This is a genomic window from Streptosporangium sp. NPDC004631 (genome assembly GCF_053601935.1).
The window spans coordinates 57,867-82,798 of sequence record NZ_JBSGCR010000013.1 but is presented as its reverse complement, the minus strand read 5'-3'; the positions used below and the strand labels follow the sequence as shown (position 1 = coordinate 82,798).

Sequence of the window (24,932 nt, the reverse complement as noted above, 5' to 3'; positions counted from 1 at the left end):
TGTGGCCCCGGGAGCATCCGCCCGGTTCTCCCTTTTTGTCGGCTGGGCGGGGGTGGGGTGTTCCCGGGGCCACCGGGAGCGGCGGGCCTCCGCTGTGGCCCCCTGCCTTCGTGCCGGGGAAGCGGGCAGGGGTCACGACGGCGGATGGGGCCCGCCGCAGGTCTATGGCCGGGGTACGGAGGCCGGCGGTCTGGAGACGGGCTGTCAGGTGATCCGGAGGACCAGGCCGCGATCACCTGGCGTCCGGGGACGAGGGGGAGGCGACAGCCGTACGGCTGTCACCTCACCGGCCGGTCACCGTGGTCCGGGGCCTGGATCCATTCGGGGGTGGCGACGAGCGGTGGTCACTGGGGAAGCGCGTCGCGATACTCCGGGGCCTCGTCCGGGGGCGGCTGGGCGGCCAGCTGCCTGGCGAGCCGTTCGGCGGCCAGGTGTGGGGTGCGGTACAGCGCCAGCCGGGGTCTGCTACGGCGGCCGGGCCCCTGGATCGTCCACCAGATGAACTCGCCGTCGGTACGGACGACCACGTCACGAGCGACCGAGACCGCGACACGACCGGAGGCAAGAGGAAACACGTCGGCCATTACGTCGTGTTTGTTTAGCAGCGCGATTTGGAGTTGCGCGGCGATCTCAGTGGCCGGGGAATGTCGGGTGAAGGTGATCTGTGGAGGATCGCATGTGACCTCTTCGCTCATCAAGGGACCCTTGGATGCTTGGCAGTGGGTTCGTATTGAGCATCTCTGGTTCCCCAGAGACATTGCCAGGTCGCCGATAGTGACTTCCCTTGAGGCGGCGGGACATGCGTGAGACATGGACGGGACATCGGATAAGACATCTTGGACATGTTGAGTGAACGGCTTCCGTGATTGCGGATGTCCGCTTACTGTGCGGGTGACGCCATCCGCCGGAAAGGCTGGTTATCGCGGTGGAGCAGGAGCAGGAAACCTATCTGAAGCAGCTTGTTCAAAAGCGGGACATACTGCCGTACTCGGCGTTTCTTGCCGCCTATCAGCTAGCTGCTCGACGGATTGGCCTGCGTACAGTGAGCATCACCCGTAAGCAGTACGGGCGGTGGCTGGCCGGAAAGGTGGTGAGTCGGCCACAGCCGGATGCGTGTCGCGTGCTGGAGGAGATGTTCCAGGTATCGGTCCGGAGCCTGTTTCGAAAAGCAGTCGTACCGCATCAGGATGTCCCGGACATGATCGATGTTCCTTCTGTCTTGGGCGCCATTCCTACGACGTTCGAGACCTCTCCTAAGGCCAACTGCCAACCCACTTCTACGAGTTTGCGTGAGTTGATGATGTCTGCTGCTGAAGAATCCCGTGTATCCGCTGCCGATGCGGAGACGATGCTCGGCCGAGCCACTATGGAACAGCTTGAAGCGGACGTGTACCACCTGGCTCGGACTTACTTATGTCGATCTCCTATATCGATGTTCCCTCGGATCATGGAGTTACGGACGCGGGTGGAGGAAAAGTCTCGTGAGACGCGTCAGCCGGGCCAGATCCGTGATCTGTCCTTCCTGAACGCGTTACTGGGTTTACTGCTTGCGGAGGCCGCTATCGACCTTGGCGAGCACCGGCAGGCTGCTGACCACACCCGAGCGGCATGGACTCATGCCAGCAACATCGGACATGTGGAGCTCATGACATGGGCGCGTGGCATGCAGGCGACCGCCGCCTACTGGGACGACAGCCCGCAACGAGCTCTGATCGCGGTCCGTCGCGGTGAAGACCATCGTCCGACCGGTTTGGCCGCGGCCCGGCTGTGGAGCATCAAGGCGCGTACCTGGTCTCACTTGGGCGATGCACAGCAGACGGTTCTGGCAGTGCGGGCCGCGCAGGAGGCGCGGGCATCAGCAGTCGGGGAAGACGACCTCAGCGTGGTCGGTGGTGTCTTCCAGTGGGATCGGATGAGGGAGGAGCGGTGCGCGTCCACGGCCCTGGTCGAACTGATTCAGCGGCGGCGCGATGATCTGGATTCGGGAATGCTGGTCCGGCTAACTGAGAAGATCCTCGCGCACTCCGAGCGAGCACTCACGATGTCGCGGGCTGTACCGCCCGAGCAGCGCTCGGCCGTCGTAGAAGCGACGATCTTGCTGGACATGGGTACGGCCCGGCTATTGGGCGGTGATGTAACCGCCACCCACGAAACCTTGCAGCCGGTTTTCGCTCTGCCGACCGACATGCGGACCTATCCGGTACTGCACCGCTTGAAAAGCATCCGGGGAGAACTCGCGGTTGGCGAACCGACTCGGGCTGTCCATGAGTTGACGGAGGCGGTGCTCCAGTTCGCCGCCACGTCCACCGCGCGGGTGCTACCCCCCGGAGAGCACTAATCGCCAGCTTGGCGGGCGTCCCATGCGGTGAGGAGTTCGGTTTCCCGTTCCAGGGTGATGCCCAGTTCGGTGAAGCGTTCGGAGGAGATCCGTACGCCGGTGCTCAGCCAGGTGTAGGTGTCGGCGACGGTCTCGGCCAGGGGACGGCACAGCAGACCCGCCCGGCGGGCACGCTCCGCGTCCACCTGCCAGGTCCCCTCGTAATCCCGCCACATGGGCAGGCCAACCCATTCGGGAACGCCGTGTTCACGGAGGAAGGTGTCATCGACCCAGACGAGGTCGGCGCCACTGCCCGTCACTTCCCGGCACGCGGCCAGGAACTCGCCGAATGTGGCGTGACCGACCGGGGCCGTCACGTTGAACGTCCCGCCAAGACTCCGCTCGGCGGCGTCCAGGGCGAAGGCCGCGACGTCGCGCACGTCGATCGGCTGGATCTTCCAGGTGGATGCGCCGGGGGCGAGAACATGGCCACCGGCCTGGATACGCGACAGCCACCACGGCAGACGACCCACATATTCGTACGGGCCGATGATGACCCCGGGACGCAGCAGCGTGGCCCTGTCGCCGAAGACGGTGGTGACGGCCAGCTCGCATCCGACCTTGAGACGGCCGTACCCGTCGGCGTCATTCTCCCCCTCCGGACCTTCGGGGGTGTACTCGCGGACAGGAGAGGTGTCGTCCAGTGGCTCAACGGGCCACCCCTTGTAGACGTTGACCGTCGAGACGAACACATACCGGTCGACGGCGTCGGCCAGGGCGTGGGCGGAGCCCTCCACAAGGCCCGGGGTCATGCCGCTGGTGTCGATCACCACGTCCCACGGGCCGCGTACGGCGAGCGCCACCAGGTCCTTGGCGCTGCTGCGGTCTCCACGGATCGCCGTAACGCCCGGCACGTCGTCGCCGGACCGGCCACGGTTGAACGTTGTCACGTCGTGGCCACGCCACAGTGCCTGCTCGGCGATGACCCGCCCGAGGAACTTTGTGCCACCCAGGATGAGAAGTCGCATGAGATCGATCCTGGCGCAGGGCCGGGTCCGGGACGAGCCTTGCTAAGAAGTTCGGTCTGCCGTTTCGCGGTGAAACGTTCGGAGAGGCTTCGCGCATCGGTGCTTGGCCGGAAGGCGGGGATAAGCCGTCGGGGTGGCGTGATCCACGTATCGTCAACCTGAGGTTGACGATACGTGGATCGTCAACCTATGGTTGACGCATGACGGATCCAACGCGCAGGACGCATCCCATCCGCCTCGACGACCTGATCGAGGCCATCAAGAAGGCGCACTCCGACGCCCTTGACCAGCTCTCCGACGCGGTCATCGCCGCGGACCACCTCGGCGACGTGGCCGACCATCTGATCGGCCACTTCGTCGACCAGGCGCGACGCTCGGGCGCGTCCTGGACCGACATCGGCAGGAGCATGGGGGTCACCAAGCAGGCGGCTCAGAAGCGCTTCGTCCCCAAGGGGCCCGGCGAGGTGTCGGACCTCGATCCCAGCCAGGGGTTCAGCCGGTTCACCCCGCGGGCGAGGAACGTCGTCATGGCGGCGCACAACGAGGCTCACGCGGCGAGCAACAGCGAGGTCCGCCCCGAGCACCTGGCACTGGGGCTGCTGAGCGAGCCGGACGCGCTTGCCGCGAAGGCGATCGTCGCGCAGGGCGTGTCACTGGAGACCGTCCGGCAGGCCGTGGCCGCGACGCTGCCGCCGGCGGCGGATCAGGTGCCCGAGGTCATTCCGTACGACTCGGGGTCACGGAAGGCGCTGGAACTCACGTTCCGGGAGGCCCTGCGGATGGGGCACAACTACGTCGGGACCGAGCACATCCTGCTCGCACTGCTGGAACTCGAAGACGGCGCGGGCGTGCTCGCCGGCCTCGGTGTCGACAAGGCGACCGCCGAGGCCAACATCACCGCCGCCCTGGCCGCCATCCTCGCGGCCCGGGGGTAGCGGTACCCTCAGCGGCCTGGTCGCGGCCAGCCGACCTCGGATGGCGCCGTAAGGGATAGCCGTACGAGATAAGAGATCGACCTCAGGTATCCGGCCATGGCCCTTGGGGATCCCGGGTGCGGTCGTTCTCATCCACCAGGTCGCCGCCGTCCCGCCCGTCGACGGGCCCGCGTGCCCCGATCCGGTTTCGGGTGGGGCCGGACGGGGTGCGCGTGGTGGTGTCGGGCGGTTTCGCGGAGTGTCAGTCCTGGGCGGCCTGTCGTTCCCGCCATTTCTCCATCAACAGCGGGACCTCGTCATGGCAGAAGATGAAGAAGTCACGCATCTCGGCTATGGCGCGGCCGGAGCGGGTGTCGGGGCCGCCGAGGGCGGACACCCCCTCGTCGGCGGCGTCGGCGATGGTCTTGAGCCGGTTCATCTTGGTGAGGCTGGCCTCCCACCAGGTCTCGTTGGCCAGGCGGTAGAGGTCGCGCCGGGAGCCGGGCACCGGCTCCCGGCGGAGCAGGCCGCTGTCGGTGAGATACCGTACGGCGCCGGAGACGGCGCCGGAGCTGACGTCGAGCCGCTCGGCCAGATCGAGGGCGCTGAGCGAGTCCTCCTCCGCGGTCATCACGGCGAACAGCACGCGGGCCGCCATCGGCGGGAACCCCCAATCGGACAGCTGCCGGCTCATACGCTCCACGAACTGGCGCACGGCCTCCTCGTCTCGCATCGATCCACCTCCCGGGCGTCAAGAATCCGTATTTATTACTTTCACGTGCGTCTGAAGTCTCTGTACAGTCTAAAGCATGAGTAACGTCATCTCCGTGTCCGGCGTGACGAAGAACTTCGGCCGGACACGCGCACTGGACGGCCTGGACCTTGAGGTCCAGCCTGGCGAAGTGCATGGCTTCCTGGGCCCGAACGGCGCCGGAAAGTCGACCACGATCCGCGTCCTGCTCGGCCTGCTCCGGGCCGACTCCGGCACGGTTCGCCTGCTGGGCGGCGATCCCTGGAAGGACGCCGTCGAGCTCCATCGTCGTCTGGCCTACGTGCCCGGCGACGTCACCCTCTGGCCCAACCTGTCGGGTGGCGAGGTCATCGACCTGCTCGGGCGGCTGCGCGGAGGGTTCAACGAGGCCCGCAAGAAGGAGCTGATCGAGCGGTTCGACCTGGACCCGAGGAAGAAGGGGCGGGCCTACTCCAAGGGTAACCGGCAGAAGGTCGCCCTGGTCGCCGCGCTCGCCTCCGACGTGGAGCTGCTGCTGCTGGACGAGCCCACCTCCGGCCTGGACCCGCTGATGGAGGCGGTCTTCACCGACTGCGTCGCCGAGATCCGCGCGCAGGGCCGTACGGTGCTGCTCTCCAGCCACATCCTGGCCGAGGTCGAGAAGCTGTGCGACCGGGTGAGCATCATCCGCGACGGCCGTACGGTCGAGACCGGCACGCTGGCCGAGCTGCGCCACCTGACCCGCACGTCGATCACCGCCGAGCTGGCCACCCCGCCCAACGGGCTGCGCGGCGTCCACAAACTGCGCGTCAACGGCAACCGGGTGGACTTCGAGGTCGACACCGGCCGGCTGGACGAGGTGCTGCGGCAGCTGTCGGACTCCGGCGTGCGCTCGCTCACGAGCCGGCCGCCGACCCTGGAAGAGCTGTTCATGCGCCACTACCAGAGTGAGCCGGTCCGATGACCGGCACCGGCGCGCTCGTCAGGCTGATCCTGCGCCGAGACCGGGTGATCATGCCGCTCTGGGTGCTGATCCTGGCCGTGCTGCCGATCAGCCAGACCACGGGCATCGCCAAGCTCTACACGACCGATCAGGCGCTGCGGCAGTTCGCCGCCTCCTTCGCCAGCCCGGCGCTTGAGGCGCTCTACGGCCCGGTCACGCACTGGAACGCCGCCGCGCTGGGCGTGTGGCGTGCCGGATTCACCCCCGTGCTGCTGGGCCTGGCCAGCCTGCTCACGGTGATCAGGCACACCCGGGTGGAGGAGGAGGCCGGCCGCCGCGAGCTGCTCGGCTCCACCGTGCTCGGCCGGCACGCGGGGCTGTCGGCGGCGCTGATCGTGACGGCGTCGGCCAACCTGGTCGTCGCGCTGATCATCATGGTCTCCTTCACCAAGCAGGGGTACCCGGCCTCCGGCGCGATCGCCACCGGCCTGGGCTACGCCGCGGTCGGCATGGTGTTCGCCGCCGTGGGCGCGGTCGCCGCGCAGCTGACCGAGAGCGCGGGCGGCGCCCGCGCGATCGCCCTCTCGGTGCTCGGTGGCACCTACCTGCTGCGGATGGCGGGCGACTCGACCGGCGCCTCGGGGCTGTCCTGGCTGTCGCCGATCAGCTGGGGCCAGAAGCTGCGCCCCTTCGCCGGTGAGGTCTGGTGGCCCCTGGCCCTGTCGCTCGCGGTGCTCGTGGTGCTGTCGTCCGTCGCCTACGTCCTGGCCGGGCGGAGAGACGTCGCGGCGGGTCTGCTGCCGCCGCGCCTCGGCCCGGCGCGGGCGGCCCCCGGCTTCGCCTCCCCGCTGGCGCTGGCCTGGCGGCTGCACCGGGGGGCGCTGCTCGGCTGGAGCGCGGGCTTCGTCCTCTTCGGCCTGGTGATCGGCGGCGCGGCGAAGACCGCGGCCGACGCGATGGCCGAGAACAGGCAGCTGATGGAGATGATGGCCAGGCTGGGCGGCACCACGAACGTGGCGGACGTCTTCATCGCGGGCGTGCTGAGCATCTTCGGTATCGGCGCCTCCGGCTACGCCGTACAGGCCGCGCTGCGGATGCGCACCGAGGAGACGCTCATGCGCGCCGAGCCGATCCTGGCCGTCGCGGTGAGCAGGGTCGGCTGGATGGCGAGCCACCTGGTGTTCGCGCTGCTCGGCCCGGTCGTGGTGCTGGTGGTCCTGGGATTGGCGGTCGGGGTCGCCTACGGCGTCAGTGCCGACGACCTCGCCGGTCAGCTGCCCAGGGTGCTGGGCGCGACGCTCGCGCAGCTGCCCGCGGTGTGGTCCCTGGCCGCCCTGGCGGTCGCGCTGTTCGGCCTGCTGCCGAGGCTGGTCGCCGGGGCATGGGCGGCGCTGGCGGTGTTCCTGCTGTTCGGCCAGGTCGGCGCGTTGCTGGACCTGCCCCAGACGCTGCTGGACCTGTCGCCCTTCAGCCACCTGCCCAAGCTTCCCGGCGGGGAGGTGACCGCGTCGCCGCTGCTCGCGCTGACGGCGATCGCCGCCGCGCTGGTGGCCGCGGGCCTGTACGGCTTCCGCCGCCGCGACGTCGGCTGACGGGTCGCCCGCCGGACGATGGGCCGGGGTGCCGGGCCGCCGGCCTCGATGGCGGGTGGGGCTGCCCGAGGTGTCGTCGGTCCAGGACCGGGATCACCGCAGGCCTGAAAGGGTGACCGTGGTGTGGGGACGGCCGGTGCCTCATCGGAGGAACCGGATCTGCGGGTAGCGGGGTGAGGGGCGCTGGAGCAGGTGGTTGTCGAGGTGGCGTAGATGAAGGTCGAAGAATGCTCGTACGTAGGCGCGTTGCGCGTGGATGGCGCGGTGCGGGTCGAGGGTGCCGATCGCCTGCGTCACCTGGCCGGGCGTCAACCCGAGGATGGGCGCGGCCTGGGGTAGCAGCGTTTCCAGGTCGGTGAATGAGGTGTGGGTGGAGCCGATGAGGGCCAGTTCGCGTTTCCAGCCGTACTGGCCGGCCCAGAACTGGTCCCAGCTGGGATCCTCCGGACCTGGGCCGGGGTCGCTGCCGAAGAGAAGGAAGGGGCGCCCGGTGCCCGTGGTGACAGGCGGCAGAAGGCTGCCGTCCAGGTTGACGCCGGCCCGCAGGCGCCGGTCGGCGCGGATGGCCGCGGCGGCTGTGGCGCCACCGAGGGAGTGGCCGAGCATGCCGACGCGGGACAGGTCGAACGCGCCGGCGAGGGTGGGTGGCAGGGGACGCCGTCCGGCGTCGGCGTTGTGTCCGGCGTTGAGCGCGGTGAGCCGGTCCAGCACGAACCGGGTGTCCGCGGTGCGCACCGCGAGGGCCTTGGCGATCAGGGTGTCGTCGATGTCGCCGGTTATGGCGAAGGTTTCCACCCGGCCGCCGGGAAACTCGACCTGGTCGGCGTCGTAGGTGTGGTCGATGGCCACGACCAGGTAGCCGTGGCTGGTCAGTTCCTCGATCAGAACAGTGCCGAGGCTGCGGTCGCTGCGCAGGCCCGGCGAGTACAGGACGACCGGCCTCCCGCACCGGCCGGGGTCCACCGGTGCGGCCAGGCGGGCGTGCGTGGCCGGCAGCAGCAGCGTGCCGGAGGGGATGCCCTGTTCCTGCTCGAAGAAGGTGGCGCCACCGGGTGACATCCACGGCGCGGCCGGGTGGCCGTGGGCCGCGCGTGCCGGGTACCAGATCTGGATCATAAGTTCACGGGCCTGGCGGGAATCCCGCCAGGGGTCGACGCGTGCCCGGTCGACCAGGTGCAACCAGACCGTGCCCAGGGGATGCGGACCGGTTGGCGCGGGCAGGGTAAGCGGCACCGGAGCCGGCGTGGGGGTGGCGGCGACCGGCGAGTCCGCGGCGGGTCGCGACCGGGCGAATGCCGCGGTGGCCACCGGGACGGAAGCGATGGCTGACGCCACGGCGGTACCGAGCAGCGCTCGGCGGGTCAGGAGTCGTCTCTCGTTCGGCATCGCCAAAATGTAAGGTCTCCCTTCCATGAAGTCAATGCCACTTGACTTCATGGAAGGGACACCTTACATTCATCGCATGGCAGAGCAGGTACAGCAGGACCAGGTGACACGTGCGGCCCGCCGCGCCGTGCTCATCGACGGCATACCCGTGGCCACTTTGGGCGGGATCGCCCTGGCCCTGGGCAGCACCCCCGATCAGAGCGCCGCCCAGAAGGCCTGGTGGATCGCGACCACCGCCGTGTTCACCCTCGCGATAGCCTGGGTGCTGCTGCGGGCGTTCCGGCGCGCGGACGAATACCTGCGCAGGATTCAGCTGGAGAGCATGGCCATCGCGTTCGCCGCAGTCCTCGTAGGGCTGCAAGTGGCCACCCTGCTCGATGCCGCAGGCATCATCCGGCTCCATCAACTCGCGCAGTTGATCCTCCTCGGTGGCGTGGCGACCTGGCTGCTGATCGCGGACCTGCGTACCCGCTTGCACCGGTGACCGCGCACCATGAAGAACCGACTGCGCGAACTGCGTGCTGCTCGCCGGTGGAGCCAGGCCGACCTGGCCGACCGGTGCCAAGTCTCCCGGCAGGCCATCAACGCCATCGAAACCGAGCGGTACGACCCCAGCCTGCCCTTGGCGTTCACCATCGCCGACGTCTTCGGCCTGGCCATCGAGGAAATCTTCCATCCTGACCGGGCGGAAACGACGGGCAACCCGGCCTGACATTGAGTCTTCTGGCCGTGTGATTTCCGCAGGATGTGCCGATCCTTCACCTGCGCGTCGGCGCGTTCGCCGGGGCTACGGAGCTTGGTGTGGGCGGTTTTGTGACTGTGGATTGTCCCGGCTCCCGTACGGCACGAGCACGTGCTGACCTGAGCTGATGTAGCCCTTGTCGGCGAGCGTGATCAGGTCGGCGGCCTCCAGCCGGCGGATGCCGCACCAGAGGCGGGGGGCCTTCAGATCGTGTACCGGGCCGGGCAGGGAGCCGGAGGTCCACAAAAGTGTGCCATCGGGGGCGACAATGGCTGAGCCCTCAATCGGTAGGGCGGCCGGAGGTGTGGTTTGGGGTTGGGGAACCTGCGTGGCCGGTCCACATCGGGGGCTTCGGGGGTGTGTGGCCCCGGGGGATGACATTCCGGTGGGGCGCCGAGAGGATGGGGCCATGGTTGAGGAAGGCGCGCTGCTGTGGGAGCCCACTCCGGAGATCGTGGAGAAGGCCAACGTCACCCGTTATCTGGAGTGGCTCGGCCGGCCCGTTGACTACCAGGCCCTGTGGGAGTGGTCGGTGGAGGCCCCGGCCGAGTTCTGGACGTCGATCTGGGACTACTTCGGCGTGGTGGGGGAGCGTGGTGACGGCCCCGTCATGTCCGGGACGATGCCCGGCGTCGAGTGGTTCGCCGGGTCGACGCTGAACTACGCGGCCAACGCGCTGCGCCGGGCCGCCGACGACCCCGACCGGCTGGCAGTGATCTTCCGTGACGAGGCGGGCGGGCGCCGTACGCTCACCCTGGGCGAGCTGGCCGAGGAGGTCGCGCGGGTCCGGGTGGGGCTCGCCGGGCTGGGGGTCGGCCGGGGGGACCGGGTCGCGGCCTACGCGCCGAACGTGCCCGAGACGCTCGTCGCCTTCCTCGCCACCGCCTCCCTGGGGGCCGTCTGGTCCTCCTGCTCGCCGGACTTCGGCGCGCCCAGCGTGATCGACCGTTTCACCCAGATCGAGCCGAAGGTGCTCATCGCGGTGGACGGCTACGCCTACAACGGCAAGTGGTTCGACCGGGTCCAGGTGGTTCAGGACATCGCCGCCAAGCTGCCGGGTCTGGTCGCGCGGGTACGGATGGCCGGGCCGGATGTCTCCGGCGGATCGGGGGAGGGGGAGGCGTCCGGCGGGGACGGGCCGCCGTCAGGCGGAGGCCGTACGGTGGACTGGGCCGACCTGCGGGCCACGGCCGGGCCGCTCGCCTTCGAGCCGGTGCCCTTCGGCCACCCGCTCTGGGTCGTCTACTCCTCCGGCACCACCGGGCTGCCCAAGCCGATCGTGCACGGCCACGGTGGTGTGGTGCTTGAGCACCTCAAGGCGCTCTCCTTCCACCAGGACCTGGGCGAGGACGACGTCTTCTTCTGGTACACCACGACCGGCTGGATGATGTGGAACTATCTCATCGGCGGCCTGCTGACGGGTTCGGCGGTGCTGCTCTACGACGGGGCGGCCACCCACCCGGAGACCGACGCGCTGTGGCGGCTGGCCGCCGAGGAGGAGGTCACCTACTTCGGGACCGGCGCGCCGTATCTCATCGCGTCCATGAAGGCGGGGCTTCGGCCCTCCGGGCTCACCGCGCTGCGCGGTCTCGGCTCCACCGGCTCGCCGCTGCCGCCCGAGGGGTTCGTCTGGGTGCACGAGGCGCTGCCGGAGGTCCAACTCGGCTCGTTCTCCGGCGGCACCGACGTCTGCACCGGCTTCGTCGGCGCGGTTCCGCTGCTCCCGGTCCGTGCGGGCGTCATCCCGTGCCGCTGCCTGGGGGCCAAGGTCGAGTCGTTCGACCCGTCGGGCACGCCGGTGATCGGCGAGGTGGGTGAGCTGGTGCTGACCGTGCCCATGCCGTCGATGCCGGTCATGTTCTGGAACGACCCCGGCGGGACGAGATACCGGGAGAGCTACTTCGCCGACTATCCGGGCGTCTGGCGGCACGGCGACTGGATCAAGATCCTCCCCGACGGCGGCTGTGTGATCTACGGCCGCTCCGACTCCACGCTCAACCGGGGCGGTGTCCGGATGGGGACCAGTGAGTTCTACCGCGTGGTCGAGCGCTTCGAGGAGATCGCCGACAGTCTGGTGATCGACACCGGCCGGCTCGGCCAGGAGGGGCGCCTGCTGCTCTACGTCACCATGGTCGAGGGAGTCCCCCTGTCCGGGAGGCTGATCATGAGTCTGCGCAAGGCGCTCAAGGGGGAACTCTCCCCCCGCCACGTGCCGAACGAGATCATCGAGGTTCCCGGCATCCCCCGCACTCTCAGCGGCAAGAAGCTGGAGGTTCCCATCCGTAAGATCCTCCTCGGCATCCCGCCCGAGCGGGCCGCCAACCTCGACGCCATGGCCAACCCCGAGGTTCTGTCGTACTTCACCCCGGTGGCCGAGCCTCCCGTCTCACCGGGCTGAGGTCCGGCGTCGAAGAGGCCGATCAGGCCGGGGTGGCGCCGAAGAGGGGAAGGCAGGGGGCGAGGCCGTGGATCTCGAACCCCGGCGGGGTGGTCCAGTCGTCGCGGGAGAGGCGCAGGCGGAGCGTCTCCACGGGCTTCCCCTGCCGGTTGTGGATCTGGACTCCGTCACCGGTGTAGCCGAGCTTGCGGGAGACCGCCAGGGAGGCGGGGTTGTCGGCGAACGCCCCGGAGGTGGCGTAGTGGGCCCCGAGGCCGTGAAAGGCCAGGTGGAGTACCGCCGCGCGCATCTCGGTGCCGATGCCCAGGCCGTGGAACCGGCGGCCGAGCCAGGAGCCGCTGGAGACCTCCCGGGTGACGGCGAAGTCGACGCCCGCCAGCCCCTGGGTGCCGACGATCTGCCCGTCGAAGACCACGACGAAGGGGCAGTCCCACTTCTCCGGAGACCATGCGCCCCACTGGCGGAAGTGGAACTGGACGGTTCCCCGGGCCCGCTCGGCCGGCTCCCCCTCGCTCCAGGGGGTCAGGAACGGCAGGGAGCCCGGGGCGTGGACGCCCTCGGCGGCGCGGTCGCCGAGGGCGTCCAGGTCGTCGAGGGACGGAAGCCGGAGTTCGAGGCGAGGGGTGGTCACCCGGAGCCCGAAGAGTGGCCAGTTGCGCATGCCTTCGATCCTGCCGACCCGTCCCCGTGCGGGTCCACTCAATTACGGCAGGTGGAGCCCCGGCCTCCCTCCGCCGCGTTCAGATGCCCTGGGGGAGGCGGAAGAGGCGGCCGGGGTCGTAGGCCGCCTTGACGCGGGCGAGGCGGGTGGCGTTGGCCCCGTAGTAGGCCGCGCGCCAGCCGCTCAGCTCGGGGTCGACGTAGTTGACGTAGGCGTGGTCGCCGAAGTGGGGGCGCATCGCGGCGTGCGCGTTCCTGGCCCATCCGGCCGCTCCGGCGCGGTGGGCGTAGTACTGGACGCTGTAGAGGGCATTCCGGTGCGGGAAGGCTGTCGCCTCGGGGCCGACCCTGCCGACCGCGCCGCCGAGGGCGTCCAGGAGCACCGTGTGGTTGCCCGGACGGGAGACCTCGGCGACCAGCGCCCTGGCGCCCGCCTCGGAGAGCGGGCGGTAGGCCATGTGCGACTTGCCGCGGAAGTTGTCCCGGCTGAGCCTGCCGTCCCGGGTCTGCCCCGGCAGGGAGCCCGGCCGGTGGCACTGGGAGACCGAGAGCGTGGAACAGCCCGCCATGATCATCATGGCGTGGCGGTGGGAGGTCTGCCGGACGAACGTGGTGGAGACCGGGCCGATCCGGTCCGCCAGCCGGTCGAGCAGACGCTCGCAGGCCGCTCTGCCGCCCAGGTAGAGCCCGCCGACCTGCACGTCCATCCCGCCGTCGTTGCCGAGATGCATCGTGGACCACATCTCGTCGGGTGTCGTGGGCATCCAGGACTGCCACGCCCGGAGCGCCCTGGCGGCCTTCGCCCATGGCCAGTGCAGGAAGAACACGGTGACCTCGCGGGTGGCGTGGGTTCGGAAACCGAAGGAGACCGCCACGCCGAGGTTGCCGCCGCCCCCGCCCCGTGAGGCCCAGTAGAGGTCCGGGTGGTGGTCGGCGTCGCAGGTCAGCAGCCGGCCGTCGGCCGTGACGAGCTGGACCGACTCCATCGCGTCGCAGGTCAGGCCGTACTTTCTGGACACCACGCCGATCCCGCCGCCCAGTGTCAGCCCGCTGACCCCCACCGTGGGGCAGGTCCCCGCCGGGATGCTCACCCCGCTCGCGGCGAGCCGGTCGTAGACGTCGACGAGCTTGGCGCCCGCGCCGACGGTCGCGCGCCCGGCGGTCCGGGTGACCTTGTTCATCCGGGAGACGTCGAGGACGAGGCCGGTCCCGGTCGACCAGCCGCCGTAGGAGTGGCCGCCCGAGCGTACGGCCAGCGGCACGTTCGTCCGGCGGGCGAAGTTCACACACTCCACCACGTCCGAGGGGTGGGCGCAGTAGGCCACGCCTGCCGGCCGTACCGCGTCGAAGGCCGGGTTGAACAGGCGGCGGGCCGTGTCGTAGACGGCGTCGCCGGGCCGGACGAGCCTGCCGTCCAGCCCTCGGCCCAGGGCGTTCCAGTCGGACGGGGCCGGGGCCGCCCAGGCGGGGGATCCGGCCCCCAGGGTCAGAGCGGCCAGGCCGCCGGCTCGAAGGAATGTCCGCCTGTCCGGAGCGGGCCGCATGATCGTCTCCCCGATGGGTTGGTATTGCCTGCCCGGTGAGACGGCCGGAGAGCCCGCTTGGTTGGTCACATTCGTATCACTTTGATGATGTGTGGATCTTTTGTCGGAAGAGTCGGTTCATCCGGTGGGACAGATCAGCTTTTATCGTCCCGGCCGTCTGTTGTTGATCTTCCTTGGAGCCTCCGCCACTGACCGGTGGTCAGCAATGTCACCCCGGGTTGCCGACCGGCGGTCAGGAGGGCGCTAGGCTCGTCCCGTGGGCGAGACGACCTCACCGGACACCCGTGTGAGGATCCTGCGGGCGGCGCTCGACCTTTTCGCCCGGTACGGCTACCAGCGCACGCCGGTGCGGAGGATCGCCGAGCGGCTGGGCCTGACCAAGACCGCGGTTCTCTACCACTTCCCCGCCAAGGCCGACATCCTGGCCGCGCTGGCCGAACCCCTGGTCCGCGACCTGGAGGCGGCCGTGACCGCCGCCGCCGGGCCGGATCCGCGCGAGACGCGCCGGAAGGTGGTCGAGGGGGTGCTGGAGGCGTATCTCACCCACCGGCGGGTGCTGCGCCCGATCTTTCACGACCTCGCCTCGCTCACCGGGGATCCGGTCTCCCACCGCTTCGTCCGGGTCTCCGGCGAGGTGAGACGCCTGGTGGCGGGGCCCGATCCGGACCTGGCGGAGCGGGTGCGCGCGGCGCAGGCCGTCGCCATGCTCGGCGACCCGGTCGTCCTCCTCGCCGGCACGCCCACCGAATCGCTGAGGCGGGAGGTGCTGGCTGGCGTGCGCGGGCTGTTCGGCGAGGCCACCCGGGAGCGCGGGGCGGCGGCACCGGACCTCGGCGTCCCTCCGGAGCCGCGCCGCCGGACGGGCGGCAGGCCCGGCGTGATGAGCCCCGAGATGATCGACACCGCGCGGCGGATGCACGCGGGCGGCTCGCGCACCGTGGCGGAGATCGCCGCCGCACTCGGGGTGTCCCGCGCCACGGTGTACCGGCACCTGCCCCTCACCGACCCGCACCGCTGAGGCCTCCTCCGCCTGAGGGCCGCGCCGCTCCGGTCCTTCCGGTCCTTCCGGATCTCCGGGCCCGTCGTGTCCCCTCGGCCCCCGCCGAAGGAGGTGCCGGACGTCCCCTGGATCCGAGTGCCCTCGGCGGCCTTTTTGCGACACCGTTCTGAGACATCGTTCTGAGACGCCTTTTGAGATGTTTTTTTGAGACAGCACGCGAGTGTGAGCCGTACGTGGAACACTGCGGAGTCGTCGGGCCCACCCGTTGCGGGTTCGTACGGTTTGCGAGACATGCGGGCCTTCCACGGCCCTCGCCGGGCAGGGGTGACCCTGCGGTCCGTGCGGAGCCTGATCCCCTGGATCGGCTGCGTACCGGGCCTCCGGGATGGGCGGGCTTCCGAAGCCGCCGGGTGTCGTCGGGCCGGATCCTCCGGGACCTCGGCGACGACCGGACCACGTTGACGTTTTGCAGCTTTTCGGGTGGTATCAAGAGCGGCGGCATGCTTCGGTCAACGGGGATCGAGGTAGATGGCCGCTGGAGGTGTTGTGCCACGGGCCATGCCCGATGGGCGAAGTTTCGGCGAGCAGTGGGTGATTTCGTCCCATCGCTCCGGTCCGAGGGTTCCCCTGGGGCGGTTCGAGGTGCTTGGGACGATGAGACCGCCGGACCTCAGGGACCGGCCGGCTCGGCCCGGCGGGTTCCGCGGAACCGGGTTCCCCACGCCGGTGGGGAACGCGATCCGTCCGGGACACACCGGTGAAGCCCGGCAGGGGAGCACCGGTAAGACCGGACTCGCCCGGCGGTGCCACCGCCCCTCCCAGCCCACCATGTGGGATGCTTGTCTCACCGCCCTCTCCCAGCAAGGATCCGCCGTCCCCGACCAGGGGATCTTCGGTCCTGCGCTGACGGTGGCGAGGCACCGAGGGTCCATCACGACCCACGGCAACTGGCCGAAGACCGGCCCACCATGACAAGACCGCTGCCTATGGCGGACATGTCACACATTGGCCGGGTGACGTATCGGTATGAAGCTGGGTAGAGGTGTTTCGACGGGGTGCCTCATCCGGCCGGGCGCGCACGCCCACTTCACTTTCCCCGCCGTGGGAACGACGAGTTTCATCGTGAATCCCATCAAAATATGAAAAATCCCTCACAAAGGAGTGAGAGCGACATGCCGCTCGACGAGGCGAAGGACGAGCTGCTGAGGAGTGCCGCGAAGATCTGCGCGCGCATGCCCGGCGGCAACCACGTGAGTGATGAGCAGGCACTCGGTTTTCTCAGGCTCTACTACCGGCATGTCGCGCCAGAGGACCTGCTGAGCCGCGACCCGGTCGACGTGTACGGCCCGGCGAGGGCCCAGCGGCGACTCGCCGAACGGCGCCCCCAGGGCCGGGCCCTGGTGCGGGCGTACACGCCGGAAATGGAGAAGCACGGCTGGGAGCCCGGCTGCTCCGTCGTCGAGGTGGTCACCGACGACATGCCCTTCCTGGTCGACTCGGTGACCATGGAACTGGACCGGCACGGGATCACCGCGCGCCGGGTCGTCCACCCCCAGATGCGGGTGCGCAGGGACGTCGCCGGGGCCCTGCGCGGCCTGGCCACGGAGGACGACGCCGAACAGGTGCTCGTCGAGTCCTGGATGCAGTTCCAGATCGACCGGCAGTCCGACCCGGCCACGCTCAAGCAGCTGGAGACCGACCTGCAGCGGGTCCTGGAGGACGTGCGCTACACCGTCGAGGACTTCACCAAGATGCAGGCCCTCGCCGTACAGACCGCCGAGGACGTGTCGGTCAACCCGCCGCCGCTGGACCCGTCGGGGGTGACCGACAGCCTGGAGCTGATGCGCTGGCTGGCCGACGGGCACTTCACCTTCCTGGGGTACCGCGAGTACCGGCTGGAGACGGGCGAGGGCGGCGACGCGCTGCGCCCGATGCCCGGGACCGGTCTCGGCATACTCCGCCACGACAAGGCGGGGTCCGAGAGCTTCGCCGCCCTCCCCCCGGAGCTGCGGGCCAAGGCCCGTGAGAAGCAGCAGATGCTGATCATCACGAAGGCCAACACCCGTGCCACCGTGCACCGCCCGGCCTACCTCGACTACGTCGGCGTGAAGCTCTTCGACGACAGGGGCGAGGTCGTCGGTGAGCGGCGCTTCCTCGGCCTGTTCACCCACGTGGCCTACAGCGAGTCGATCTCCCGTATCCCGGTGCTCCGGCGCAAGCTGGCCGAGGTCCTCGACCTGGCCGGGCTGGCCCCCGACAGCCACGACGGCAAGGACCTCATCGAGATACTGGAGACCTTCCCCCGGGACGAGCTCTTCCAGACCTCGGTGGAGCAGCTGATGCCGATAGCGCTCGGCGTGCTCAGGCTGCGCGAGCGCAAGCAGGTCAAGGTCTTCCTCCGGCCGGACGACTACGGCCGCTACATCTCCTTCCTGATCTACCTCCCGCGTGACCGCTACACCACCAAGATCCGCATCAGGATGCAGGAGATCCTGCTCAAGGCGGTCGGCGGGGCCTCCTTCGACTACAGCGCGATGATCGGCGAGTCCGCCCTCGCCCGGCTGCACGTGGTCGTGCGCGGTGAGCGGGGCAAGCCGCTGAGCGCCGACACGGTGAACGTGGAGGAGCTGGAGGCCGATCTGGCCGCGGCCACCCGCTCCTGGGACGACGACCTGGCGGACGCCATCACCGAGCTGAGCCCCCAGGAGGAGGCCCCCGCGCTCATCCGCCGGTACGCCAACGCCTTCCCCGAGGGCTACAAGGCCGACTTCCCGGCCAGCACGGCCGTGGCCGACCTGCGTCGCCTGGAGGCGCTCGCCGGATCGCCCGACGAGATCGGGATGAACCTCTACGAACCCTACGACGCCGCGGAGGGCGAGCGCCGGTTCAAGCTCTACCGGATCGGTGCGTCCATCTCCCTCTCGCACGTGCTGCCGCTGCTCCAGCGGATGGGCGTCGAGGTCGTCGACGAGCGGCCGTACGAGATCGACCGGGACAACGACCCGGCGACCAAGGACGCCTGGATCTACGACTTCGGCCTGCGCTACACCCCCTCGTCGGAGGTGGACAGGGACGAGTTCAAGCGGCTGTTCCAGGACGCCTTCGGCGCGCTGTGGCGGGGCCGGGTGGAGAGCGACGGATTCAACGCGCTCGTCCTGGCCGCCGGGCTGACCTGGGAACAGGCCGAGATCCTGCGGGTCTACGCCAAGTATCTGCGCCAGGCGGGGACCACGTTCAGCCAGGACTACATCGAGCGGGTGCTGCTCGGCAACGTACGGCTCGCGCGGCTGCTGGTGCGGCTGTTCGAGGCCAGGCTCGACCCCCGGCGCGCCGGCGACGTCCGTTCGGACCTGAGCGAGGCGCTGAACGAGGAGACCTTCGGCGCCCTGGACGACGTCGCGTCGCTGGACGAGGACCGCATCCTGCGGGCCTACCTGGAAATGATCAACGCCACCCTGCGGACCAACTACTTCCAGACGGTGGACGGCGAGCGCAAGCCGTACATCAGCCTGAAGTTCGACTCGCCGTCGATCAGCGTGCTCCCGCTGCCCCGGCCGAAGTTCGAGGTCTTCGTCTACTCGCCCAGGGTCGAGGGCGTGCACCTGCGCTTCGGCAAGGTCGCCCGAGGCGGCCTGCGCTGGTCGGACCGGATGGAGGACTTCCGTACCGAGGTCCTCGGGCTGGTGAAGGCGCAGATGGTGAAGAACACCGTCATCGTCCCCACCGGTTCCAAGGGCGGCTTCGTGGTGAAGAACCCGCCGAAGTCGGGCGGCCGTGAGGAGGTGCTCGCCGAGGGCGTCTCCTGCTACCGGTCCTTCATCTCCGGCCTGCTGGACATCACCGACAACCTGGTCGACGGCCAGGTGGTCCCGCCCGCCGACGTGGTCAGGCACGACGAGGACGACACCTACCTGGTGGTCGCCGCCGACAAGGGCACCGCGAAGTTCTCCGACATCGCCAACGAGGTCGCCAAGGAGTACGACTTCTGGCTGGGCGACGCCTTCGCCTCCGGCGGCTCCATCGGCTACGACCACAAGGGAATGGGCATCACCGCCCGAGGTGCCTGGGAGTCGGTCAAGTATCACTTCCGCACCGCCGGTGTGGACATCCAGACCACCGACTTCACCGTGGCCGGCGTCGGCGACATGTCCGGTGACGTGTTCGGCAACGGCATGCTGCTCTCCCAGCACATCCGGCTGATCGCGGCCTTCGACCACCGGCACGTCTTCGTCGACCCCGACCCCGACTCCGCGCGCGGCTACGCCGAGCGGGCCCGGCTGTTCGCGCTGCCGCGCAGCTCGTGGGAGGACTACGACGCCTCGCTCATCGCGCCCGGCGGCGGGGTCTGGCCGCGCACGGCCAAGTCGATCCCGGTGTCGCCGCAGATGCGCGTCGCGCTCGGCATCGCCGACGGGGTGACGTCGCTGGCCCCCAACGACCTGATCAGCGCCATCCTGCGGTCCCCGGTGGACCTGCTCTGGAACGGCGGCATCGGCACCTACGTCAAGGCGTCGAGCGAGTCCCACGGCGACGTCGGCGACAAGGCCAACGACAGCCTGAGGGTCAACGCCTCCGAACTGCGCTGCAAGGTGATCGGCGAGGGCGGCAACCTGGGCTTCACCCAGCTCGCCCGGATAGAGTTCGCGCGCGGCGGCGGGCTCGTCAACACCGACTTCATCGACAACTCCGCGGGGGTGGACACCTCCGACCACGAGGTGAACATCAAGGTCCTGCTGGACCGGGCGGTCCGGGACGGCGAGCTCACCGACAAGCAGCGCAACCAGCTCTTCCTCGATATGACCGACGAGGTCGCCAGACTGGTCCTGCGCGACAACTACGACCAGAACGTGGTGCTGGCCGCGGCCCGCGCGCAGGCGTCCGAGATGCTGCACATCCACTCGCGCCAGCTCCGCAAGCTGGAGCGGGCCGGGCTGATCAACCGTGAGCTGGAGTTCCTGCCGACGGACAAGGCGCTCGCCGAGCGGCGCCAGGCCGGGCTCGGGCTGACCGCGCCGGAGTTCTCGGTGCTGCTGGCCTACACCAAGCTGGTGGCGGACGCCGAGATCCTCGGCTCCGACCTGCCCGACGACCCCTACCTGGCCTCCTGGCTGGTGTCCTACTTCCCGTCGGCGCTGCGCGAGCGCATGCGCCACTACATGGACTCCCACCCGCTGCGCCGGGAGATCATCACCACCGGGGTGGTGAACGACCTGGTCAACTCCAGCGGCACCACCTTCATGTTCCGCCTCGGTGAGGAGAGCGGCGCGTCCACCCCGGACATCGCCCGCGCCTACCTGGTCACCCGTGAGGTCTTCGACCTGCCGAGCTTCTGGCGGCAGATCGAGGCGCTGGACAACAAGGTGGACACCTCCACCCAGATCGCCATGGAGCTGGAGGCCCGCAAGCTCGCCGAGCGCGGCACCCGCTGGCTACTCGGCAACCGGCGCGCGCCGCTGGACCTCGCCTCCACGGTGAACTTCTTCGCCAAGGGCATGAACGGCCTCCTGCCGCACCTGCCCAAGCTGCTGACCGGATCCGACCTGGCGGGGTTCGAGGAGCGGCGCGACGCCTTCGTCTCCCGGGGCGTGCCCGGGGACATGGCCGAGCGGGTCGCCGCGATGGTGCCGGCCTACTCCACCTTCGACCTGGTCGAGGTGGCCGCGCAGACCGGCCGTCCGGTGAACGAGGTGGCCGAGGTCTACTTCGACCTGGCCGACCGGCTCCAGGTGGCCAGGCTGCGTGAGCGCGTGATCGCGCTGCCCAGGGACAGCCGGTGGAACTCCATGGCCAGGGCCGCGCTCCGCGACGACCTCTACGCCGCGCACGCCTCACTCACCCGCGACGTCCTGGCGCACAGCACGCCGGGACTGACCCCCGAGGAGCGGCTGGCGCGCTGGACCAAGGCCAACTCGGCGGCGGTCGCCCGGTCCCGGCAGACCCTGTCGGAGATCTGGGAGAGCGACAACTTCGACCTCGCCACACTGTCGGTGGCGCTGCGCGCCATCCGCACGCTGGTGGCCTCCACCGGCCTCCCGCACAGCGAGCGGTGACCTGAGCCGGGCCGGATCCCCCCGAGGGGTCCGGCCCGCCTCCGGGGCTCCGGGGTCTCGCGACCTCGGGGCCGGTGCCGATCAGTTGGCGAACACCTTGGTGACGCCGCCGAGGTAGCCGATGACCCTGGCCGGCCTGCGGCTGTTCTTCGCCGGGACGGTGCTCACGTACTGCTGCGTCTCCACGGTCCGCAACTCCTTGCGGGCGCCGGGCTCCGAGGCCAGCTTCTCGGCGTTCGGCGGAACCCTGATCTCCGCGCACGGCTCGATCTTGGAGGTCACGGTGGTGGTCCTGACCAGCGAGTACATCACCACGGCGCCGCCGTCGACGGTGCGCAGCGCGTGCACCGGGTAGTTGCTCGCACCGAAGATCGAGTCGTAGCCCAGGCAGTCGGTCTTGTACTTCGGACGCCTGCCCGCGATCTCCTCGGCGTAGCCGGTGGTGTGCGGCCCCTTCTCGATCAGCCCGGCGGCGAACCCCGCGGTGCCCTCCTCGGCGGAGGTCGCGTGCAGCGGCGCCATGAGCCGGGGGCTGATCGCCGTGGTCGGATCGTCGTCGTCCAGCGCGGTGGCGTAACCCTGCGCGTCCTTCGCGACCTCCGGCGCCCGCGTGCCCGGCTCCAGCAGTGAGGTGGAGCTGAGGTACCAGGAGCGCTCGCCGTACTTTGTCACGGTCAGTATGGCGGTGCGCACCTTGCCTGCCTCGTCCTCCCGATCCACGATCGCGGCGAACCAGAAGGGGGCCCGCTGCTCCCGGGGGATCAGCAGTCGCGGACTGCCCCAGGTGTAACGGGGGAAGTCGTCGGCCGAGCCGTTGAAGGCGGCCGAGGTGAGCGCCTCCTGCGCGTCGCGCGTCTGCGCCAGGACGTTCCTGCGATCGGCGTCCAGATGCGGCCCGGCACTGCCCAGCACCCCCTCGGCGCCGAGGAGGCCGGCCAGCGCCCGGCCCGCCTGCGCCTGGGTGACCGGGGGGCCGGCCAGGGCGGCGGGGGTGGAGGCCGCGCCGGTGGTCGGCAGGCTCCGCCTCGGGGCGGAGTCGCCGGAATCCGAGCACGCCGCGGTGACGGTCACCAGGACCAGGGTGAGCGCGAGCAGCCCCCGTCGCCCACGTCCTCGCACGTCCGCCTCCTCACGATCTCCTCGGCGCCCATGCTAGCCATGGCGGGGGTGCGGGCCGTACACAACGGGGTTCGCCGGTCGCGTACCCTTTACAGACGTGGCAGTCATCGATCCGGCAGAAGAGATCAACGAGCTTGTCGGCACCCTGAACAGCGTTCAGGACGTGCTCGACCTCGACGTGATGCGCAAGCAGATCGAGGAGCTCGGGGATCAGGCCGCCGCGCCCGACCTGTGGAACGACCAGGATCGGGCCCAGAAGGTCACCAGCAAGCTCTCCTACCTCCAGGGCGAGGTCAACAGGGTCGAGTCCCTGGGGCGCCGGCTGGAGGACCTGGGCGTCCTGTACGAGCTCGCCGCCGCCGAGGACGACGAGGAGACCCGCGAGGAGGCCGACCGCGAGCTGGCGTCCCTCAGGAGTGACATCGGCGCCCTGGAGGTCCGCACCCTGCTCTCGGGCGAGTACGACGCCCGTGAGGCGGTCGTCACGATCAACTCCCAGGCCGGTGGCGTGGACGCCGCGGACTGGGCACAGATGCTGCTGCGGATGTACATCCGGTGGGCCGAGCGCAAGGGATACCCGACGGAGGTCTACGAGACCTCCTACGCCGAGGAGGCCGGCATCAAGTCGGCCACCTTCACGGTCAAGGCGCCCTACGCCTACGGCACCCTCCGGGGCGAGCACGGCACGCACCGCCTGGTGCGGATCAGCCCGTTCGACAACCAGGGCCGCCGGCAGACCTCCTTCGCCGGGGTGGACGTGGTGCCGGTCGTCGAGACGACCGACCACATCGACATCAACGAGGACGACCTGCGGGTCGACGTCTACCGCTCCTCCGGCCCCGGAGGCCAGGGCGTCAACACCACCGACTCCGCGGTCCGGCTGACCCACCTGCCCACCGGCATCGTGGTCTCCTGCCAGAACGAGCGCTCCCAGCTGCAGAACAAGGCGACCGCGATGGCGGTCCTGCAGTCCAAGCTGCTGGAGCGCAAGCGGCAGGAGGAGGCGGCCGCGCTCAACGAGATCCGGGGAGAGTCCACCACCTCGTGGGGCACCCAGATCCGCAACTACGTGCTGCACCCCTATCAGATCGTCAAGGACCTGCGGACGGGCACCGAGGCGGGCAACCCGAGCGCGGTGCTCGACGGCGACCTCGACGAGTTCATCGAGTCGGAGATCCGGTGGATCCGTCGTCAGGAGTCGGGCGTCGACGGGTAGGAACGCGGCGGCCCGCGACGGCGGGCGGCGCCTCGGCGGTGCGGCCGCGGGCTCTCCTTTTCCGGTGGGGGAGGTGTCCTCCGTGCCCGGCGGGCGCCCTCGGGATGCCTGAAACGCCTCCGCCGGACGTCTCCGGGCGTCCCCGGGGGGCTCTAGGTGCCGGTGAGGTGCTTCAGCGCGAGGGTGAGGAAGAGCAGTGCGAGCAACAGCAGCGAGAGCATCGCCGGGGTCATGCCGCCGAGGCCCTGATGGTGCATTCGATCACGGTAGGCCCGGCACTGGGGGCAGCGACCCTCCGCGACGGGGTGGGCGCACCGGGCGCAGACGAGGTCTTCACAGCTCATGAGAGCCTCCCGCTCCTAGGTCAGAACTACTTTATGTGGTCGTTACCGGGCGCCGAATCGTTTTGTTTCTGTTATGGACGTTCCATGCCAGTCTTCCCCCTAGACTGGGCTTCGGCCAACCGGAACGTCGATCAAGAGTCAAGACCGGCGCCCCCCGGCAGGCGAGAGGCGGAAGTGAACCTCTGCCACCACCGCGACCGTCCTAACCCCTAGACTGGCATGCCGTGATGCGCCCGTGATCCATTTTGATAATGTCACCAAGGTCTACGCGAACCAGACCCGGCCCGCGTTGGACCACGTCAGCGTCGATGTCGACAAGGGCGAGTTCGTGTTCCTCGTCGGCCCCTCGGGGTCCGGGAAGTCGACCTTCCTGCGCCTGGTCCTCAAGGAGGAGCGCCCGAACTCGGGGGCGATCCACGTGGCCGGCAAGGACCTCGCCCGACTCTCCAACTTCAAGATCCCGCACCTGCGCCGCCGTATCGGCTGTGTCTTCCAGGATTTTCGGCTGCTGCCGAACAAGAACGTGTACGAGAACGTCGCGTTCGCCCTGGAGGTCATCGGCAAGCCGCGCCGGTTCATCCGTAAGGTTGTGCCCGAGGTCGTCGAACTGGTGGGGCTTGAGGGTAAGGCCCACCGGATGCCCGACGAGCTGTCCGGTGGCGAGCAGCAGCGGGTCGCCATGGCCCGCGCGTTCGTGAATCGTCCGATGATCCTCCTGGCGGACGAGCCGACGGGAAACATCGACCCGGCTACGAGCATCGGCATCATGAAGGTGCTTGACCGGATCAACCGAACGGGTACCACCGTCGTCATGGCCACCCACGACGCGGCCATCGTCGACTCCATGCGCAAGCGCGTAGTGGAACTGGAGGACGGCAAGATCGTCCGAGACCAGTCGCGTGGCGTGTACGGCCAGGCGTACTGACACCAGGACCGGCAAAAGCGACAG

General features: G+C 69.5%; 19 protein-coding genes. 11 read left to right on the top strand and 8 right to left on the bottom strand.

What is annotated here, in order from left to right; translation table 11 throughout:
• Nucleotides 1-344: 344 nt before the first annotated feature.
• Entirely contained in the window at nucleotides 345-695 is a 351-nt protein-coding gene (locus ACWEF2_RS15740; RefSeq protein WP_453815728.1) for a hypothetical protein, read from the bottom strand.
• 230 nt (nucleotides 696-925) lie between these two features.
• Between ACWEF2_RS15740 and ACWEF2_RS15735 the strand changes: the two genes are divergently transcribed.
• Complete coding sequence (locus tag ACWEF2_RS15735; RefSeq protein WP_453815726.1) at nucleotides 926-2,338, top strand: hypothetical protein; 1,413 nt, start codon at nucleotides 926-928, stop codon at nucleotides 2,336-2,338.
• Here ACWEF2_RS15735 and ACWEF2_RS15730 read toward each other — a convergent pair.
• Nucleotides 2,335-3,345, bottom strand: coding sequence for an NAD-dependent epimerase/dehydratase family protein (locus ACWEF2_RS15730; RefSeq protein WP_453815724.1), 1,011 nt, complete (start codon nucleotides 3,343-3,345; stop codon nucleotides 2,335-2,337). The two genes, ACWEF2_RS15735 and ACWEF2_RS15730, sit on opposite strands and share 4 nt — an antisense overlap.
• 200 nt (nucleotides 3,346-3,545) lie before the next feature.
• On the opposite strand from ACWEF2_RS15730, the gene ACWEF2_RS15725 reads away from it, so the two are divergent.
• Nucleotides 3,546-4,280, top strand: a complete 735-nt coding sequence (locus tag ACWEF2_RS15725) for a Clp protease N-terminal domain-containing protein (protein WP_355592033.1) — start codon at nucleotides 3,546-3,548, stop codon at nucleotides 4,278-4,280.
• 241 nt (nucleotides 4,281-4,521) lie between these two features.
• On the opposite strand, the gene ACWEF2_RS15720 is transcribed toward ACWEF2_RS15725, so the two are convergent.
• On the bottom strand, nucleotides 4,522-4,992 hold the full coding sequence (locus ACWEF2_RS15720) for a GbsR/MarR family transcriptional regulator (RefSeq protein ID WP_453815721.1): 471 nt from the start codon (nucleotides 4,990-4,992) through the stop codon (nucleotides 4,522-4,524).
• A gap of 76 nt (nucleotides 4,993-5,068) precedes the next feature.
• Between ACWEF2_RS15720 and ACWEF2_RS15715 the strand changes: the two genes are divergently transcribed.
• Both ACWEF2_RS15715 and ACWEF2_RS15710 read left to right on the top strand, forming a co-directional pair.
• The gene (locus ACWEF2_RS15715) at nucleotides 5,069-5,953 is read left to right on the top strand and encodes an ABC transporter ATP-binding protein (protein WP_453815718.1); all 885 of its coding nucleotides are present in this window, start codon (nucleotides 5,069-5,071) and stop codon (nucleotides 5,951-5,953) included.
• Nucleotides 5,950-7,524 (top strand): ABC transporter permease, encoded by a 1,575-nt coding sequence (locus ACWEF2_RS15710; protein WP_453815716.1) that lies wholly within the window; start codon nucleotides 5,950-5,952, stop codon nucleotides 7,522-7,524. Before ACWEF2_RS15715 ends, ACWEF2_RS15710 begins: the two co-directional genes overlap by 4 nt.
• A 141-nt stretch (nucleotides 7,525-7,665) precedes the next feature.
• On the opposite strand, the gene ACWEF2_RS15705 is transcribed toward ACWEF2_RS15710, so the two are convergent.
• Nucleotides 7,666-8,910 (bottom strand): alpha/beta hydrolase family protein, encoded by a 1,245-nt coding sequence (locus ACWEF2_RS15705; protein ID WP_453815887.1) that lies wholly within the window; start codon nucleotides 8,908-8,910, stop codon nucleotides 7,666-7,668.
• A 25-nt stretch (nucleotides 8,911-8,935) separates the two neighbouring features.
• On the opposite strand from ACWEF2_RS15705, the gene ACWEF2_RS15700 reads away from it, so the two are divergent.
• From ACWEF2_RS15700 to ACWEF2_RS15690, 3 genes are all read left to right on the top strand, one after another.
• Nucleotides 8,936-9,394, top strand: coding sequence for a hypothetical protein (locus ACWEF2_RS15700; protein WP_453815714.1), 459 nt, complete (start codon nucleotides 8,936-8,938; stop codon nucleotides 9,392-9,394).
• A gap of 9 nt (nucleotides 9,395-9,403) precedes the next feature.
• The gene (locus ACWEF2_RS15695) at nucleotides 9,404-9,622 is read left to right on the top strand and encodes a helix-turn-helix transcriptional regulator (protein ID WP_453815712.1); all 219 of its coding nucleotides are present in this window, start codon (nucleotides 9,404-9,406) and stop codon (nucleotides 9,620-9,622) included.
• A gap of 439 nt (nucleotides 9,623-10,061) precedes the next feature.
• The gene (locus ACWEF2_RS15690; RefSeq protein WP_453815710.1) at nucleotides 10,062-12,050 is read left to right on the top strand and encodes an acetoacetate--CoA ligase; all 1,989 of its coding nucleotides are present in this window, start codon (nucleotides 10,062-10,064) and stop codon (nucleotides 12,048-12,050) included.
• A gap of 22 nt (nucleotides 12,051-12,072) precedes the next feature.
• Here ACWEF2_RS15690 and ACWEF2_RS15685 read toward each other — a convergent pair whose 3' ends face one another.
• Nucleotides 12,073-12,711 carry a GNAT family N-acetyltransferase gene (locus ACWEF2_RS15685; protein ID WP_453815708.1) on the bottom strand — a complete coding sequence of 213 codons (639 nt, stop codon included), beginning with the start codon at nucleotides 12,709-12,711 and terminating at the stop codon, nucleotides 12,073-12,075.
• 79 nt (nucleotides 12,712-12,790) lie between these two features.
• Nucleotides 12,791-14,254, bottom strand: coding sequence for an FAD-binding oxidoreductase (locus ACWEF2_RS15680; RefSeq protein WP_453815706.1), 1,464 nt, complete (start codon nucleotides 14,252-14,254; stop codon nucleotides 12,791-12,793).
• 256 nt (nucleotides 14,255-14,510) lie between these two features.
• Here ACWEF2_RS15680 and ACWEF2_RS15675 point away from each other — a divergent pair, with 256 nt between their 5' ends.
• Nucleotides 14,511-15,272 (top strand): TetR family transcriptional regulator, encoded by a 762-nt coding sequence (locus ACWEF2_RS15675; protein ID WP_453815705.1) that lies wholly within the window; start codon nucleotides 14,511-14,513, stop codon nucleotides 15,270-15,272.
• A gap of 1,154 nt (nucleotides 15,273-16,426) precedes the next feature.
• Entirely contained in the window at nucleotides 16,427-21,304 is a 4,878-nt protein-coding gene (locus ACWEF2_RS15670; RefSeq protein WP_453815703.1) for an NAD-glutamate dehydrogenase, read from the top strand.
• A gap of 81 nt (nucleotides 21,305-21,385) precedes the next feature.
• Here the strand turns inward: ACWEF2_RS15670 and ACWEF2_RS15665 are convergent, their stop codons facing one another.
• Nucleotides 21,386-22,423 carry a hypothetical protein gene (locus tag ACWEF2_RS15665; protein WP_453815701.1) on the bottom strand — a complete coding sequence of 346 codons (1,038 nt, stop codon included), beginning with the start codon at nucleotides 22,421-22,423 and terminating at the stop codon, nucleotides 21,386-21,388.
• 97 nt (nucleotides 22,424-22,520) lie between these two features.
• Here ACWEF2_RS15665 and prfB point away from each other — a divergent pair, with 97 nt between their 5' ends.
• A complete protein-coding gene (prfB, locus tag ACWEF2_RS15660; RefSeq protein ID WP_453815699.1) occupies nucleotides 22,521-23,639 on the top strand; it encodes a peptide chain release factor 2 in 1,119 nt (372 codons plus the stop codon).
• A gap of 152 nt (nucleotides 23,640-23,791) precedes the next feature.
• Here the strand turns inward: prfB and ACWEF2_RS15655 are convergent, their stop codons facing one another.
• Nucleotides 23,792-23,983 (bottom strand): hypothetical protein, encoded by a 192-nt coding sequence (locus ACWEF2_RS15655; RefSeq protein ID WP_355592062.1) that lies wholly within the window; start codon nucleotides 23,981-23,983, stop codon nucleotides 23,792-23,794.
• A gap of 235 nt (nucleotides 23,984-24,218) precedes the next feature.
• On the opposite strand from ACWEF2_RS15655, the gene ftsE reads away from it, so the two are divergent.
• Nucleotides 24,219-24,908, top strand: a complete 690-nt coding sequence (ftsE, locus tag ACWEF2_RS15650; RefSeq protein WP_355592064.1) for a cell division ATP-binding protein FtsE — start codon at nucleotides 24,219-24,221, stop codon at nucleotides 24,906-24,908.
• Nucleotides 24,909-24,932 lie beyond the last annotated feature (24 nt).

Excerpts from the sequence above, each read along its gene's own strand:
- ACWEF2_RS15740 (WP_453815728.1), bottom strand. The coding sequence starts at position 695 with ATGAGCGAAGAGGTCACATGCGATCCTCCACAGATCACCTTCACCCGA.
- ACWEF2_RS15730 (WP_453815724.1), bottom strand. The coding sequence starts at position 3,345 with ATGCGACTTCTCATCCTGGGTGGCACAAAGTTCCTCGGGCGGGTCATC.
- ACWEF2_RS15725 (WP_355592033.1), top strand. The coding sequence starts at position 3,546 with ATGACGGATCCAACGCGCAGGACGCATCCCATCCGCCTCGACGACCTG.
- ACWEF2_RS15720 (WP_453815721.1), bottom strand. The coding sequence starts at position 4,992 with ATGCGAGACGAGGAGGCCGTGCGCCAGTTCGTGGAGCGTATGAGCCGG.
- ACWEF2_RS15715 (WP_453815718.1), top strand. The coding sequence starts at position 5,069 with ATGAGTAACGTCATCTCCGTGTCCGGCGTGACGAAGAACTTCGGCCGG.
- ACWEF2_RS15710 (WP_453815716.1), top strand. The coding sequence starts at position 5,950 with ATGACCGGCACCGGCGCGCTCGTCAGGCTGATCCTGCGCCGAGACCGG.
- ACWEF2_RS15705 (WP_453815887.1), bottom strand. The coding sequence starts at position 8,910 with ATGCCGAACGAGAGACGACTCCTGACCCGCCGAGCGCTGCTCGGTACC.
- ACWEF2_RS15700 (WP_453815714.1), top strand. The coding sequence starts at position 8,936 with ATGAAGTCAATGCCACTTGACTTCATGGAAGGGACACCTTACATTCAT.
- ACWEF2_RS15695 (WP_453815712.1), top strand. The coding sequence starts at position 9,404 with ATGAAGAACCGACTGCGCGAACTGCGTGCTGCTCGCCGGTGGAGCCAG.
- ACWEF2_RS15690 (WP_453815710.1), top strand. The coding sequence starts at position 10,062 with ATGGTTGAGGAAGGCGCGCTGCTGTGGGAGCCCACTCCGGAGATCGTG.
- ACWEF2_RS15685 (WP_453815708.1), bottom strand. The coding sequence starts at position 12,711 with ATGCGCAACTGGCCACTCTTCGGGCTCCGGGTGACCACCCCTCGCCTC.
- ACWEF2_RS15680 (WP_453815706.1), bottom strand. The coding sequence starts at position 14,254 with ATGCGGCCCGCTCCGGACAGGCGGACATTCCTTCGAGCCGGCGGCCTG.
- ACWEF2_RS15670 (WP_453815703.1), top strand. The coding sequence starts at position 16,427 with ATGCCGCTCGACGAGGCGAAGGACGAGCTGCTGAGGAGTGCCGCGAAG.
- ACWEF2_RS15655 (WP_355592062.1), bottom strand. The coding sequence starts at position 23,983 with ATGAGCTGTGAAGACCTCGTCTGCGCCCGGTGCGCCCACCCCGTCGCG.